The 14,718-nt window shown below is 49.8% G+C and carries 14 protein-coding genes; 11 read left to right on the top strand and 3 right to left on the bottom strand.

Features of this window, described 5'->3' with window-relative positions; all coding sequences use genetic code 11:
• Positions 1-118: 118 nt before the first annotated feature.
• The gene (locus tag GYMC10_RS27565) at positions 119-307 is read right to left on the bottom strand and encodes a hypothetical protein (RefSeq protein ID WP_009594046.1); all 189 of its coding nucleotides are present in this window, start codon (positions 305-307) and stop codon (positions 119-121) included.
• A gap of 222 nt (positions 308-529) precedes the next feature.
• Here GYMC10_RS27565 and GYMC10_RS27560 point away from each other — a divergent pair, with 222 nt between their 5' ends.
• Complete coding sequence (locus GYMC10_RS27560) at positions 530-1,405, top strand: cation diffusion facilitator family transporter (protein ID WP_036663860.1); 876 nt, start codon at positions 530-532, stop codon at positions 1,403-1,405.
• A 108-nt stretch (positions 1,406-1,513) separates the two neighbouring features.
• On the opposite strand, the gene GYMC10_RS27555 is transcribed toward GYMC10_RS27560, so the two are convergent.
• Positions 1,514-1,858, bottom strand: a complete 345-nt coding sequence (locus GYMC10_RS27555) for a hypothetical protein (protein WP_009594133.1) — start codon at positions 1,856-1,858, stop codon at positions 1,514-1,516.
• A gap of 188 nt (positions 1,859-2,046) precedes the next feature.
• On the opposite strand from GYMC10_RS27555, the gene GYMC10_RS27550 reads away from it, so the two are divergent.
• From GYMC10_RS27550 to GYMC10_RS27540, 3 genes are all read left to right on the top strand, one after another.
• Entirely contained in the window at positions 2,047-2,625 is a 579-nt protein-coding gene (locus GYMC10_RS27550; protein ID WP_015737487.1) for a hypothetical protein, read from the top strand.
• 255 nt (positions 2,626-2,880) lie between these two features.
• Positions 2,881-3,330, top strand: a complete 450-nt coding sequence (locus GYMC10_RS27545; RefSeq protein ID WP_015737486.1) for a MarR family transcriptional regulator — start codon at positions 2,881-2,883, stop codon at positions 3,328-3,330.
• 56 nt (positions 3,331-3,386) lie between these two features.
• A complete protein-coding gene (locus tag GYMC10_RS27540) occupies positions 3,387-4,892 on the top strand; it encodes a DHA2 family efflux MFS transporter permease subunit (protein ID WP_015737485.1) in 1,506 nt (501 codons plus the stop codon).
• A gap of 122 nt (positions 4,893-5,014) precedes the next feature.
• Here GYMC10_RS27540 and GYMC10_RS27535 read toward each other — a convergent pair whose 3' ends face one another.
• Positions 5,015-5,179 carry a DUF1328 domain-containing protein gene (locus GYMC10_RS27535; protein WP_036663891.1) on the bottom strand — a complete coding sequence of 55 codons (165 nt, stop codon included), beginning with the start codon at positions 5,177-5,179 and terminating at the stop codon, positions 5,015-5,017.
• Positions 5,180-5,457: 278 nt separating this feature from the next.
• Here GYMC10_RS27535 and GYMC10_RS27530 point away from each other — a divergent pair, with 278 nt between their 5' ends.
• The 7 genes from GYMC10_RS27530 (at position 5,458) to GYMC10_RS27500 (ending at position 14,714) form a co-directional block, all read left to right on the top strand.
• Positions 5,458-5,979: a DUF948 domain-containing protein gene (locus GYMC10_RS27530; protein WP_015737484.1), complete on the top strand. Its 522-nt coding sequence runs from the start codon at positions 5,458-5,460 to the stop codon at positions 5,977-5,979.
• A gap of 56 nt (positions 5,980-6,035) precedes the next feature.
• Entirely contained in the window at positions 6,036-6,569 is a 534-nt protein-coding gene (locus GYMC10_RS27525) for a hypothetical protein (protein WP_015737483.1), read from the top strand.
• 87 nt (positions 6,570-6,656) lie between these two features.
• Positions 6,657-6,998: a general stress protein gene (locus GYMC10_RS27520; protein WP_009594092.1), complete on the top strand. Its 342-nt coding sequence runs from the start codon at positions 6,657-6,659 to the stop codon at positions 6,996-6,998.
• A 251-nt stretch (positions 6,999-7,249) separates the two neighbouring features.
• Entirely contained in the window at positions 7,250-8,425 is a 1,176-nt protein-coding gene (locus GYMC10_RS27515) for a PP2C family protein-serine/threonine phosphatase (RefSeq protein ID WP_015737482.1), read from the top strand.
• A complete protein-coding gene (locus tag GYMC10_RS27510; RefSeq protein WP_015737481.1) occupies positions 8,422-12,081 on the top strand; it encodes a response regulator in 3,660 nt (1,219 codons plus the stop codon). The genes GYMC10_RS27515 and GYMC10_RS27510 overlap by 4 nt, the downstream gene beginning before the upstream one ends.
• A gap of 78 nt (positions 12,082-12,159) precedes the next feature.
• Entirely contained in the window at positions 12,160-13,014 is an 855-nt protein-coding gene (locus tag GYMC10_RS27505; RefSeq protein ID WP_015737480.1) for a CheR family methyltransferase, read from the top strand.
• A gap of 20 nt (positions 13,015-13,034) precedes the next feature.
• On the top strand, positions 13,035-14,714 hold the full coding sequence (locus GYMC10_RS27500; protein ID WP_015737479.1) for a response regulator: 1,680 nt from the start codon (positions 13,035-13,037) through the stop codon (positions 14,712-14,714).
• The last annotated feature ends 4 nt before the right edge of the window (positions 14,715-14,718 follow it).

Raw genomic sequence — 14,718 nt, 5'->3', positions numbered from 1 at the left:
AATTAAGCGGCGGGATGATGGCAACAAGCTGTCATCCCGCCTTTTGTTCATTAAAAATGCTGCACCTCCCAGGTATGGGAGGTGCAGCATTTTTTGGCGTGCGTTACGGATCGGCTCTTTACGAACCGCCGGTACGACGACGCTGGTTGTTTGGTTTTTTGTTGTTTTGGCTTTTCATTTTTTGCGCTGAACCGGCTTGGAATTGTCCCGGCTTGTTCGCGGATGTATTTTGCTGTTTCTTTTGTTCCAGCTTTTGCTTGATCGCATCAGCCAAATTCACTTTGCGTGGCTCATTATTCTCGGGCATAGAAATCACCCTCCTCTTCGTGTTCGCTTGTCCTCATTTTATTCGTTTTTAAATCGTCCGGCAAGGGTAACAATGATTAATACCATTTTCTACGTCCATGGTTCTTTGATCGAAGCAATTATGTTTCTCTAGACCCACACGAAAGACCTTTGCTAGGATTAAATATGGATAATGATGGATATCGCTTGAAGTCTGCACGGAGCAAGCAAAGGAGAGACGCGTATAGTGAATGCCTATGATAACATCAAACAAGGGGAGCGAGGGGCCTGGATCAGCATTGCGGCCTACCTCGTATTGTCATCGTTTAAAATATTCTGCGGATACTTGTTTGCATCCAGTGCTTTGCTCGCCGACGGTTTCAACAACCTGACGGATATCGTGGCATCGCTCGCCGTATTGATCGGGCTGCGGATTTCCCAGAAGCCGCCGGATTCCGATCATGCGTACGGACACTTGAGGGCGGAGACGATCGCGGCGCTGGTGGCCTCCTTCATCATGGCGGTCGTGGGCATCCAAGTGCTGGTTGAAGCCGTCCGTTCTTTTTTTGAAGGCTCCAAGGAAGTGCCGAATTTATGGTCTGCCGGCGTAGCCGGCATCTGTGCCGTTGCGATGCTGGGCGTATATCGTTACAATCGGAACCTTGCGCGGCGCATCGATAACCAGGCGCTGATGGCAGCGGCCAAGGATAACTTGTCCGATGCGCTCGTCAGCGTTGGGGCCGCTGTCGGCATCATCGGCGCACAATTCGGCCTGCCCTGGCTGGATACCGTGGCGGCCGTAGCGGTTGGCGTCATTATTTGCAAAACGGCTTGGGAAATATTCAGGGATTGTACCTATAGCCTCACGGACGGCTTTGATGAAAACCGTTTGTCGGATTTGCGCAGCACGATTGCCCGTACGCCCGGTGTCGAGGGAATCAAGGATATGAAAGCCCGAATCCACGGCAATCATGTATTGGTGGATGTCGTCATCGAGGTAGACCCGGATATCAGCGTTTTGGAGGGGCATCAGATCAGTGACCGAATCGAAGAGCAGATGGAGAAGATTCATAATATTATGAGCGTCCATATTCATGTGGAGCCTAAGGGATCCTCCTAAGGGATACCGAATGTGCAGGTATACAAATGGCAGGCCAAGATTCTCTTGACCTGCCATTTAACATGCCGGGGTGCATGAAGGATCATGAAGCCCGATAGCCATACACGATTACTCTACATAAATCCAAGCTTTACCGAGCCATGTATATACTTCAACCCATTCCCCGCCAAGCATGACATCGTAACGATTGCCGGTGGTGTCGAGCTTTTGCGGAGCCAAGGCACCAAGCTTTTCGCCGTTTGGAGCGTTGTAGAAGTAAGTTTTGCTTGTAAGCTCAATCATCGGCGTCGGTACGATCACGACTTCTTCAGGTTTGATGATCGGGTCTTCCACCGAGATCGGAGCCGGTCCTGAAGTGTTGGATACCGTACCGTTAATCGGATCCGCGCTTGCTACGGCGGTTAGGGACAGGGTGAGTGCTAGGGCTGCAGTAATGCTTAGCGTTTTTTTCATGGAATGATTCCTCCTTGGGACCGAAGTAGTATTTGACAATATCGTAATAACCACCATTTGGATGTTTTGAACCAAGAAAGTTGGGTACAATTCTCAAATCGTGACAAGTTTCCAGGATTCCTATATACTTTGGGGATGGGAAAAGCCCTGCTCCAGCAGGGAAATCCTTAGGGAGGAGGGATCTTTGGATGGTACGCCGAAAGAAACGAACCGGGCGATTCCTATTGGGAATACTTGTCTTGTTGCTTGTGATCATCGGTGCGGCAGTCTGGTTTGTTTATCCTACGCAATCCCTGGACATGCGCTATCGATCCGTTGATTTCAAGGACAAATTGATGACCATGGTGTCGAACCGGGATACCCGCATGAAACTAAGCACGGAGGAAGTCGGGGAACTCAGCAAGAAGAACATGGTGAAATATATGAGCACGCATAACCTTGGCGTCGATATAACCGGTGCCGATTTCGTAATGAACGGTACCACCATGACAGCCCGCATGAACGGAAAATGGGGCGTATTGCCGTTTGGAGCCGTCCTGCGCTTCCAGATGTCAGCCGAGGGAAGCTATCTTCACCTGACGCATGAATCGACAACGATTCGTGGCGTTGAGATTCCGCTGAATGTGTTCCGGCTTGACCCCATTCAAATTTCGCTGAAGGACTATTTGCCGGATTTGGTAACCGTGAAGAATGTTAAGTTTCTGTCCGATGGCCTGGAATTGAACTTTACGATGGATTGGATGTCGATTCCTTCGTTGTTTAAGTAAAACAAAAGAATCGGCTAAAGACTCAGACAAGGAAATGATGTCTGGGTCTTTTTGCATTTTCTTTCATGAGACAGCATTATTTTCAGAAAATAATTATGAAAAAAATATATATGTAAACATTGACACTGAAATGATACCCTACTATAATCAGTAAATGTTTAGAAATAAATGTTTTAGTACTAAAGTATTTAGAGGCGAAGGAGAGGGTGTCTCTATTGAAGGAGTGCTGGACCATTAAAGGAGTGTAAAAAATACATGTCCATGCGGAATGAAATTCTGGAGTTGGAGATGCTATTTAAGAAGATGCTTCGGACTGTGCAGAATGAATGGCAGAAGGAGGGGTTCCCTAAGCTGGGGAGAACTCAGTACACCGCCTTGGAGAAGCTCCACGAACAGGGTGCTTTGAGATTGTCTGACTTGGCGGATTCCATTCATGTGACGTGCGGTGCGGTCACGGGCATATCCGATAAATTGATCGAAGGCGGATTCGCGCGACGCGTAAGGGATACAACCGACCGCAGGGTCATTCATCTGGAGATTACGCCGCTCGGGCGGGAGCTGATCGAGCAGTTGGCCAATAAACGCGCCGAACTGAGCGATTTGTTATATGGTTTTCTAACAGATGAAGAGGTTAAGCAGTTGAGTTCCCTGTACCGCAAAATTTTGACGAATGTTGAGTATATCCAAGGTCAGCTGTCCACATAGAACAAACATGCTATTGATATGAACGAACTTACTTAGAAAGAGAGTGAAAGCTTCCGATGAATACCCATACTGCTGCTCGCCCCGGCGAGCCTGTCAAGAAAGGCCCCATCATTGCCGCATTAATGATTGGCGCTTTTGTCGCCATTCTTAACCAGACTTTGATGAATGTTGCTTTGCCGAGCATCATGGAAAATTTAAGCATCAAACCGACGGTAGCCCAGTGGCTGACCACAGGCTTTATGCTGGTGAACGGGGTGCTGATTCCGGTTACCGCCTACCTGATCGCGCGATTCTCGACCAGGCAGCTGTTCATCAGCGCCATGACGCTGTTTACGATCGGCACCTTGCTGTGTGCCATCAGCCCTAACTTCGCATTCCTTCTAACCGGACGCCTCGTCCAGGCAGCGGGTGCAGGAATTCTCATGCCGCTTATGACCGTCGTATTTCTGAACATTTTCCCTATCGAGAACCGCGGTAAAGCCATGGGGATGATGGGGATCGCCATGATTTTTGCTCCTGCGATCGGTCCTACGCTTTCCGGATATATCGTGGAGCATTACGATTGGCGGGTGCTGTTCTACATGATCCTGCCTTTCTCTGTTATCGCTACGTTAATCGGGGTCTTCTTCCTTAAAAACGTGACCGAGGTCAGCCGGCCCAAGCTGGACATGATCGCTATCATTTTGTCGACGCTCGGCTTCGGCGGCTTGCTCTACGGTTTCAGCGACGCCGGGAACGACGGCTGGTCCAGCACGCCGGTTGTGACGACCCTTGCTGTCGGCACGGTTGCCCTCATCCTGTTTGTATGGCGGGAAATGAAGGCCGACAATCCGATGCTGGAATTCCGTATATTTAAGTACAACATGTTTACGTTAACGACCTTGATCAATGTCATCGTCACGATGGCGATGTATGCCGGGATGATCCTGCTGCCGATTTATCTGCAGCAGATTCGCGGGTTCACGCCGGTGGAATCCGGTCTGCTCATGCTTCCCGGCGCTATTCTGATGGGAATTATGTCACCCATCACGGGCGCGATATTCGATAAGGTTGGCGCAAGATGGCTGGCTGTTATCGGTCTGGCGATTACGGTCATTACGACGTGGGAGTTCAGTAATCTGACCGAAACGATGTCTTACGGCCAGATCATGATTATCTATACGGCCCGCATGTTCGGTATGTCGATGCTCATGATGCCGATTCAGACCGCGGGATTGAATCAGCTGCCGCGGAGCTTGAACGCCCATGGTACGGCCATGTCGAATACACTCCGCATGGTTTCCGGCTCGATCGGAACCGCGATTCTCGTTACCGTCATGTCCACCCAGGCGGAGAGTCGAGGAGAAGCCTTGATGCAGTCGGGGCTGTTCGATCCGAAGAATCAGGCCGACCTGCTTAAGCTGGGCAACGAAGCAACGATTTATGGCATTAACTATGCCTTTGTTATTGCCACCTGGATCAGCGTGGTTTCCTTGATTCTGGCTTTCTTCATCAAGAAGACGAAGCCGGCGGAAGAGCCGAAGGCAGCCGGAAGCCGGGAGGCCGCAGCAACGAACGCTTAAGCCGCCTCGAATTCAAGCACGCCATAAAAAGGGTGTCCCATCCGTTTAACAACGGAGGGACACCCTTTTTCATATTCCTATGTGTATATTCAATGCACGGGCTTTAACAACATGTGACGCCGTCACATACTTCGTCTGCGTCCGGTAAAGAGAGAGATCACAAACAGGACAACGAAGACGAAGAACAGAACCTTCGCGATACTGGCTGCAGCCTCAACGATGCCGAAGAAGCCGAAGATCCCTGCAATCAGTGCAACCACCAGAAAAATTACGGACCATTTTAACATCATATTCACCCTGCTTTCTTCATCGATTTTATTGGATATATGGCATGTCATCGCATGCTGCTCCAAGTAAGGAGCTCTTATCCAATTTGAAGATCGGTAGGGGCCATCGGCGTTGCCGCAGCGCCCTTCGTAGTGTTCTTTAACCGGGGCGGCAGGGGATGAAACAAGCTGGAGAACAGTGGCATGGATGGCAAGGAACCCTTTGTTTCGTGAGGTGGGGGATAGGGTAACTATTGCGTATCCGAAACCAAACATAACTTGAAAGCGAGGGACAACGTATGCTAACTCAAATCAGTGTTGCCATTATTGCCGTGGCATTTGCGGTTCTCGTATTCTTCTTGATCAAGACATTGAAGGCGGCCACGCAATCGCTCGAAAAGGTAACACAAACGCTTCAGGAAGTACAAAAGACGGTCGACGAATTGAGTTATGAAGTGAAGCAGACCATTCGAAATACGAACGATATTACGGTGGATGTTCAGCATAAGATGAAACAAATTGATCCGGTTATGGATACCGTCAAAAACCTGGGAGAAGCTTTAAGCGAAGTCACTTATGCGGTGAAGCAAATATCCGCCGGCATGGTTAGCCGCTTTAAGCAATCCCGGATAGAGCAGAAGAAAGAGCAGCCCGCCCGCATGGAAGTGCCTTTGACGGCACAAGATCGCACGTTCCAGTCGTATGAAGCCGTCTATCAGAAGACGGAAGCGGAAGAAAAATTCCGCAGCCGGAACTGGCTGTCCTACGTGGACACGGCAGTTGGCCTGTGGAACAGTTTCCGTCGTCAAAAAGCCAGATAACAGGTTTAAGCCAAGCCAGGGTATAACACGGCAAGATGATGAAAGGAGGAGGTCGCATGTGGAATGTCGCACTGTTGATGGTCGGGCTCATGGTTTACTCCGGAGGTGGAGGTGCTGCGGCAGCGCAGCAGCCTGCTGCCGAGATATGGCAACCGCCTGTAGTTCATGCCGCTGCGGATGTTGGACAAGCACACACCGGCGACAACTCTTCAGAGGGCTATGGGACGTTAAACGGGATATCGCTTGCGGATACCAAGCGTGATATCGTCCGCAAGCTGGGAACGCCTGCACGAATCGAGCAGGACGGGCTGAGCGGAACCACTAAGCTTCTTTATAAAGATATGGAAGTTGGAGTCCGCAACGGCTACACGGAATATGTTCATGTCAAGCCCTCTGCCGAGTCCTTTCAGGTTGAAGGCCAGCATATAGGCATGTCAACCGATCATGTCCGGTCATCCCTGGGTAAGCCGTATTTTAAGGCGGAGGACGGAGATGTATACCTTGAGAACCATCATGCGCTTAAGGTATACATTGACCGGGATACCGGTGAAATTGAAGGCGTCGATTTATTTTTCGATTATAGTGAATAAATTTGTTTCAACCTTGAGAATTACGGTTAATAACCAATGGACTATAACCTAAATTGAGGTTTAACACTATTAGGGGAGGTTTTCACAATGGAATTCACCAATACGAAGTCATATGCCAAAGTCGTGGAAAACGGGACGCAAGCGGTTCAGGAGGTTCAGAATCTACGGCAGTCCGGTTACGATCTGGATCACATTTATGTATTGGCCCATGATTCGGACAAGACGAGCCGGATTGTGGAAGCAGCCGATGCCAATAATGTAGGCATTAAGGAAGAAGGCGTGTTTGATGCCCTGGCGAATCTGTTCCGGTCCCGCGGGGATGAGCTGCGTGCCAAAATCGTATCGCTTGGCTTTACCGAAGCCGAGGCGGGATTTTACGAGAAACAATTGGACCTTGGCAAAGTGCTCGTGATTGCTAAGAAGGATTGAGGAAGCATTGAACGTTCAGCCTGGCACTGATTCGACATAGGAGTTATAGGACTTAAAACATAGATAAGGAATGAGACTATTGACGTCTCATTCCTTATCTATGTTTTAAAAGAATGTTCCATATATCTATTAAAAGTGGAAGATTCAAGCTTGAGAACCTTTTTCTATGGCAAATGATCATAGGGTTATTATAGTATAATAGTAGGAAAAGGATTTCTGCCGCATAAGCCGTAACGTTAAAGGAGAGGGCAATGAGAATATTAATCGTAGATGACAATCCGACTAACGTCATTATTATTCGAGAAATCTTGAAGAAGGAAAATTATCAAAATACACTATCTGCATCTTCAGCCCTGGAAATGCTGGAACACTTGGGGATCGGCGATCGCAGCCATGATCCGAATCCCCGTAGGGCGGATATCGATTTGGTGCTGCTCGATATGATGATGCCTGAGATGGATGGAATAGAAGCTTGCCGTATTGTTCAGCAATACGAGCATTTGAAAGATATACCGATCATTATGGTCACCGCCGTCGGAGATTCGAAGAAGCTGGCGGAAGCGCTGGATGCCGGTGCCGTCGATTACGTCACGAAACCGATCAACAAGGTGGAGCTGATGGCGCGGATACGCCTCGCGCTTCGGTTGAAGCACGAGAAAGACTGGCATATTGAAAGGGAACAGCGGGTCCAGGCGGAATTGAAGCTTGCGGCCATGGTTCAGAATGCCGTGTTAAGCTCGCCCATCGAAGATGAACAGCTGGAGATTCATGCCCTGTACCAGCCCTCGGCAGAGCTTGCTGGAGATTTGTATGCATGGTTTCCGCTAGGCGACGGACGTTATGGCGTGATTCTGCTGGATATGATGGGACACGGGATTACTTCGTCCCTGTTTTGCATGTTCATCGCTTCGGTGCTGAAGGATACGGTGACGACTTATGTTGAACCGGAGAAGGTGGTTCAAGAATTGAATCGCAGATTCAATCAGTTGAACCTGGGCGAACAGCTGATTCAGTACTATTTTACGGCCATCTATCTTGTCGTGGACACTCGTTTGAAGCGGGTGGACTATGTCAACGCAGGACATCCCCCGGCTCTGTTCTTCAAAGAGGACGGCGAGGTCATGACGCTGGATCAAGGTTGCTGCCCGGTTGGCTTGTTCGACCGGATCGAGGACATGGAGCCAAGAAGCTTTCATTATGAAGGCGAAGGTCATTTGGTTATGTATACGGATGGCCTGCTCGAACTGGTAGAGGGCGGACATGACGAGAAACTGGATTACCTGAAGACGCATTTGGGCGGCCCTCACCATTGGAGAGAAGACGAAATGAAGGAACAGTATTTTGTGGATGATCCATCGCAGGAGCGAGAGGACGATAAATGCCTGGTTTGGATATCTCTTAAAAAAGGAGAGGAAACCAATCAATGAAGCTTAAGAGCAAGTTAGTCATTGGGTTTACAACATTACTGGCGCTTATGCTGGTATTGACTCTGATCGGGTACGACCGGATCAGTTATATGAACAACCAGATGGACCAAATCTATCAGGAGCGTTACCAGAAGGTGCGAAACTCCAGCGGCATGCGCGGAGAAGTCAACAATATGGCGCGAGAGCTTACGAATATGATCCTGAGCAACGATCCGTCTACGTATACGGTGTCCAAACAGGAAATCGAGACGATGACGGCGCAGACGGAGGAGTATTTTAGGGCCATCAAGGAAAGCGTAAATACTGCAGAGGAACAGCAATTGCTGGTCCGGATCGAGCGTGCGGTTAACGAATATATTGTGTATCAGAACAAGACGCTGGAACTGCTCTCTACCAGCGACGCAGATGGGGCCAACGCACTCCGTAATTCCACCGGGCAATCAGTCCAGGAGGAGATGCTGATCAGCCTGAACGAGCTTAGCAGCTACGAGAATCAGAAGATCAATGATGATATAGCCGCAGCGAAAGCCGCTTACGACCGCTCCGTGCAAATATTCATCTACATCATGGCCGGCGGGCTTCTTATCGGAATGTTGGTCATTCTATGGATTCTCCCAAGCATTACCCGGGGCATCAACGTGGTCTCCATGATGCTGAAGAGCTTCGGCGAAGGCAGGCTGAAGGCCATCCGCCGTATCAAGGTTACGTCCAAGGACGAGTTTGGGGACGTAGCTCGAGTATTCAAAGACTTGTCCGAAGACATCATCGAGAAGCAGCGCATCGAGGAGACCTATCTCCAGGCGCAGCGTGATCAATCCTGGCTGAACTCTAACATGGCCAGAGTCACCGAGCTGCTGGAAGGAATCAATTCCCTGGAAGAGGTCGGCCAGCGGTTCATCAGCGAATTCACGCCGATCTTGGGAGCTCATTACGGAGCCATCTATATCCGTCAGGAAGACAAACATCCGAACAAATTGGAGATGAAAGGCTCCTATGCCCATGAAGGCGGAGAAGAGCCGAAGGTTGCGTTCATGATCGGGGAAGGGCTTGTAGGCCAGGCGGCGCTCGACAAGAAACCGGTCGTACTGAAAAGCGCGCCGGATGACTACATGAAGGTGGAATCCGCTTGGGGAGCTTCCAAGCCCGTATCCATTATGATCTACCCGATTCTGTTCGAGAATGAAGTGCTGGGCGTCGTCGAGTTGGCTTCGTTCGAGGAAACGACATCTTTGCAGGAGCAGTTGATGTCTCAGCTAAGCCAGTCCCTCGGGATCATTCTGAACAACATCACAGGCCGACTGCGGGTAGAGCAGCTGCTGCGCGAATCCCAGGCCATGACCGAGGAGCTTCAGGTTCAATCCGAAGAACTGCAGACGCAGCAGGAAGAGCTTCGCCGTACCAACGAGAATCTGGAGGAGCAGACCAATGCCCTCAAGCGTTCCGAGGACCTGCTGCAGCGCCAGCAGGAAGAGCTGGAGCACTACAATACCGAGCTTGTTGCCAAGACGCGTGCGCTTGAGGAGCAAGTGCAGGAAGTGGAAGAGAAGAACGATGAAATCGAGAAGGCGCGAGTGCAGCTCGAGCAGCAAGCGAAGCAGCTCTCGATTACAACCAAATACAAGTCGGAGTTCATGGCGAACATGTCCCACGAGCTGCGCACCCCTCTTAACAGCCTGCTGATATTGTCGCAGCTTCTGTCTGAGAACAAGGATGGGAACCTAAGCTCCAAGCAGATTGAATATGCACAGACGATTTACATGTCGGGCTCCGACCTTCTCAAAATGATTGATGAAATTCTCGACTTATCGAAAGTGGACGCCGGGAAAATGAAAATCAACTATGAAGACGTCCAGCTTCCGGATATCGAAGCCTTCGTGGAGCAGAATTTCGCCGCGGTGGCATCGCGCAAGCATATCAATTTGGGCGTGCATATTGAAGAGGATATCCCGCAAAGCATCGTGACGGACAGTCATCGCGTGAAGCAAATTCTGCGCAACCTGTTATCGAATGCTTTCAAGTTTACGAATAGCGGCTCTGTCGAGCTGCAGGTGGAAAAGGCCGACAAGGACAAGCTTCCGGTTTACCTAAATGCCGAATCGGACTATGTGGCCTTCGCTGTCAAAGATACCGGAATCGGCATTCCGGCAGACAAAACGGATCTGATCTTTGAAGCCTTCCAGCAGGTAGACGGTACCACTAGCCGCAAATACGGCGGGACCGGGCTTGGCCTTTCCATCAGCCGCGAGCTTTCCCGCCTGTTGGGCGGGGGCATTACGGTTGAATCGGAGGAAGGCAAAGGAAGCTGCTTCACCCTCTTCCTGCCGGCAAGCCATCCAGAAGTGGCTGACGGTGCGAAGGAAGCGGCCGCAGCGATGGAGGCACCGCCGGAGAGCTCTCTGATCGTACCGAAAGCCAAGATGGTTACGAAAGAGGTTCAGCCTGCCATACAGGTAGACGATGATCGTAACCAGCTCGGGCCGACGGATAAAGTGCTGCTCATCATTGAGGATGACGTGAAGTTTGCCAGAATCCTGCTCGATATGGCCAGAGGCCGCGGCTTCAAGGCTTTGGTCGCACTGCAGGGTGACATCGGACTGGAGATGGCCAAGTCGTACAGACCGGATGCCATCATTCTGGATATCCAGCTCCCGGTAATCGACGGCTGGTCCGTCATGGGCGAGCTGAAGAGCTCTGCGGTTACCCGCCATATTCCGGTGCATGTCATCTCCGTTGTGGATGAAGTGAAGCAAGGCTTAATGATGGGAGCGATCGCTTACCTGAAGAAACCTTCAAGCCGGGAAGCGCTGGAGGACGCGTTTACGCATATCCAATCCTATGCGGAAAAATCGATGAAACATCTCTTGATTGTCGAGGATGACGATATTCAGCGGAATTCCATTATCGAATTGATCGGCCATGACGATGTGTCGATTACGGCGGCATCCACAGGCGCCGAGGCGCTCAGCGAGCTGCGTAAGCAGCGCTATGATTGCATGGTGCTTGATCTGATGCTGACGGATATGACAGGCTTTGAACTGCTTGACCAAATTCGCGATGACGAGAACCTGGTGGATCTGCCTATTATTATCTACACCGGCAAGGATTTGGATTCGAAGGAAGAGATGCAGCTTCGCAAATATGCGGAGTCCATCATCATTAAGGACGTGAAGTCCCCGGAACGGCTTTTGGATGAAACGACGCTGTTCCTGCATCGGGTTGAGGCCGATTTGCCGGAGGACAAACGTAAAATCCTGCAGAAGCTGCACAACAAGGAAGAACTGTTTGAGGGCAAGAAAATTCTGCTTGTGGATGACGATATCCGCAACGTGTTTGCCCTCTCCAGCGTGCTGGAGGGATACAATATGGAAGTAACCTTTGCCGAGAACGGCCGGGAAGCGATCGAGCTCCTTCAGCAGAATCCGGATTTCGATCTGGTGTTAATGGATATGATGATGCCGGAGATGGACGGTTATGAGGCGATGCGCCGCTTACGCGAAATGCCGGAATTCGACAAATTGCCGATTATTGCCCTGACGGCCAAAGCCATGAAAGAGGACCGCGCGAAATGCATTGAAGCGGGTGCTTCCGATTATATGAAGAAGCCGATTCAGACAGAGCAACTTCTTTCCCTAATGAGGGTTTGGTTGTATTCGTAAGCCGCTTTTGTGGGTAAAGTACAAGTAGCAAATAAACACTCGGAAAGCGGTGCAAGCGTAATGTCATCTAGTGACCATATGGAATCAGAACAACTGTTGTTGACAGAGAATAGCGAGCGTGAACTGGAACAAATCGAGATTGAACTTCTTTTGGATGGCATTCATCGATTCTATGGTTACGATTTTCGAAATTACGCCATTCCTTCGTTGAGGCGGAGAATCTGGCATCATGTTCATGCAGAGGGTGTTTCCACGATTTCTGCCCTCCAAGACAAAGTACTGCACGACCGTTCATGTTTTGAGCGGCTCATATATAATTTGTCGATTCCTGTTACGGAAATGTTCAGGGATCCGAAACTATTCCTGACATTCAGGCAGTCGGTGGTTCCATTGCTTCGTACGTATCCGTATATACGGATTTGGCATGCAGGCTGCTCAACCGGAGAAGAAGTGTATTCCATGGCCATTTTGCTTCATGAAGAGGGGTTGTATGAAAAATCCCGGATTTATGCGACGGACATGAATTCGCGTTCGCTCCAGCAGGCCAAGGAAGGCGTATTCGATATCAAACGCATGAAGCAATATACGAAGAATTACTTGGAGGCGGGCGGTACCCGCTCGTTCTCCGAATACTATACCGCGAAGTACAACTCGGTTATTTTTCAGCCGTTTTTGAAGAAAAACATGATATTTGCCGAGCACAATTTGGCAACGGACCGTTCCTTTAACGAGTTTAACGTGATTTTTTGCCGGAATGTCATGATTTATTTTAATGACCAGCTGCGGGATCACGTGCACGGATTGTTTCACGAGAGTCTAAGCCATTTCGGTATTCTCGTCCTGGGCGCCAAAGAGTCCATACACTTTACGAATTATAGCGAAGCTTATGAGACACTGGACCGCGTCGAGAAAATTTATCGAAAGATTAAATAGAAGTTTTGTAGGAGGATCTCATGGGGTTTCACGAACCGATTCATATTCTGTTGGTAGATGACCGCCCTGAAAACTTACTTGCACTCGAAGCTGTTCTGGACAGCGAACAATACACGCTCATTAAAGCTACTTCGGGCGAAGAGGCTTTGCGATATCTCTTGAAGTATGATTTTGCCGTGATTGTTCTTGATGTCCAAATGCCCGGCATGGACGGCATTGAAACGGCAAGGCTGATCAAGGCGAGAGACAAGACAAAGGATATTCCGATAATATTCATTTCCGCAAACAGCAAGGACGCGGAGCATCTTTTTGCGGGATACTCCGCCGGTGCAATCGACTATATGGTTAAACCCTTCATCCCTCAAATCTTGAAATCCAAGATCGAGGGTTTTGTCGATATGTATCGGACCAATAACAGGCTGAAGATCCAGTCCGCGCAATTACACCAGAAGACTCAGGAACTGGAAAAGATTAATCAAGAGCTAGTGCTGGCCAAGGAAGAAGCCGAGATTGCCGCCAAAGCCAAAACCGAGTTTCTGGCGATGATGAGTCATGAGATCCGAACGCCGATGAATGGCGTCATCGGGATGATTGATTTGCTGATGGACAGCGAGCTTCAGGATGAACAGCGTGAATATGCCACGATTATCCGCAACAGTGCGGATGCCTTGGTTAACATCATTAATGACATTCTGGATTTCTCCAAGATGGAATCCGGCAAAATGGAGCTGGAGGAATATCCGTTTGATCTTAAGTCCTGCGTTCAGGAAGTGTTCGGTTTGTTCTCCGGAGAAGCCTCCAAGAAAAACCTGGAGCTTACGTATTATATCGAGGATCAAATCCCTTCGATGGTATTCGGCGATATGGGGCGCCTGCGTCAAGTATTGGTGAATTTGGTATCCAATGCCGTAAAATTTACGAATGAGGGCGGCGTGTATTTGGTTGTTTCGCTTGCCAAGGCTGAAGAGAATCGATTAACGCTTGAATTCACGGTAAAAGATACGGGAATCGGTATCTCATCGAAGAAGCTTGACCGGCTGTTCAAGCCGTTCTCTCAACTGGATTCCTCGATGACCAGACGCTACGGCGGAACAGGTCTGGGGCTAGCGATCTGTAAATCGCTTGTGCAGATGATGGGCGGAGAGATCGAGGTTGACTCCAAGGAAGGGGAGGGAGCCACCTTCGTATTCACGATCTGCGTTCACACGCATGAGGAGGAGCATCCTCGGCTACGGGAAGAGGAACATTCGGACAAATATCGGGTGCATGGGGGAAGACAGCCGAACATTCTGATCGTGGACGACCATCCGATTAATCGAAAGCTGATGGAGAGCATGCTTGAAAAGATGGGAATGATTGCGGATATGGCCGAAGACGGCAGGCAGGCCGTTGAGATGGCTGCCGGGCCTAAAGCTTACGACATGATCTTTATGGATTTGCAAATGCCGGTCATGGACGGTTTGGAGGCCGCTCGCCTCATCCGCCAGATGAAGCCGGAAGCGGACGCTCCCGTACTCATTGCGATGACAGCCAATGTCATGGACGGGATTCAGAAGCGCTGCTTTGATGCCGGCATGAATGAATATATCAGCAAACCGGTCAAAATCAGCTGTGTAAAGCACCTGATATCCCGTTATATGCCGGTAGAGCCGGACGGGTGGGGCATCAGCCCAAGCCAAGTCCGGATCATCAACGGCTAGTGAA

The organism is Paenibacillus sp. Y412MC10, assembly GCF_000024685.1.
Lineage (GTDB): Bacteria > Bacillota > Bacilli > Paenibacillales > Paenibacillaceae > Paenibacillus_AQ > Paenibacillus_AQ lautus_A.
The sequence above is the reverse complement of the archived record's forward strand: the minus strand, read 5'-3'. Positions and strand labels throughout refer to the sequence as shown.

Excerpts from the sequence above, each read along its gene's own strand:
- GYMC10_RS27565 (WP_009594046.1), bottom strand. The coding sequence starts at position 307 with ATGCCCGAGAATAATGAGCCACGCAAAGTGAATTTGGCTGATGCGATC.
- GYMC10_RS27535 (WP_036663891.1), bottom strand. The coding sequence starts at position 5,179 with ATGTTAAAATGGTCCGTAATTTTTCTGGTGGTTGCACTGATTGCAGGG.
- GYMC10_RS27545 (WP_015737486.1), top strand. The coding sequence starts at position 2,881 with ATGTCCATGCGGAATGAAATTCTGGAGTTGGAGATGCTATTTAAGAAG.
- GYMC10_RS27525 (WP_015737483.1), top strand. The coding sequence starts at position 6,036 with ATGTGGAATGTCGCACTGTTGATGGTCGGGCTCATGGTTTACTCCGGA.
- GYMC10_RS27530 (WP_015737484.1), top strand. The coding sequence starts at position 5,458 with ATGCTAACTCAAATCAGTGTTGCCATTATTGCCGTGGCATTTGCGGTT.
- GYMC10_RS27550 (WP_015737487.1), top strand. The coding sequence starts at position 2,047 with ATGGTACGCCGAAAGAAACGAACCGGGCGATTCCTATTGGGAATACTT.
- GYMC10_RS27505 (WP_015737480.1), top strand. The coding sequence starts at position 12,160 with ATGGAATCAGAACAACTGTTGTTGACAGAGAATAGCGAGCGTGAACTG.
- GYMC10_RS27515 (WP_015737482.1), top strand. The coding sequence starts at position 7,250 with ATGAGAATATTAATCGTAGATGACAATCCGACTAACGTCATTATTATT.
- GYMC10_RS27555 (WP_009594133.1), bottom strand. The coding sequence starts at position 1,858 with ATGAAAAAAACGCTAAGCATTACTGCAGCCCTAGCACTCACCCTGTCC.
- GYMC10_RS27510 (WP_015737481.1), top strand. The coding sequence starts at position 8,422 with ATGAAGCTTAAGAGCAAGTTAGTCATTGGGTTTACAACATTACTGGCG.
- GYMC10_RS27500 (WP_015737479.1), top strand. The coding sequence starts at position 13,035 with ATGGGGTTTCACGAACCGATTCATATTCTGTTGGTAGATGACCGCCCT.
- GYMC10_RS27520 (WP_009594092.1), top strand. The coding sequence starts at position 6,657 with ATGGAATTCACCAATACGAAGTCATATGCCAAAGTCGTGGAAAACGGG.
- GYMC10_RS27540 (WP_015737485.1), top strand. The coding sequence starts at position 3,387 with ATGAATACCCATACTGCTGCTCGCCCCGGCGAGCCTGTCAAGAAAGGC.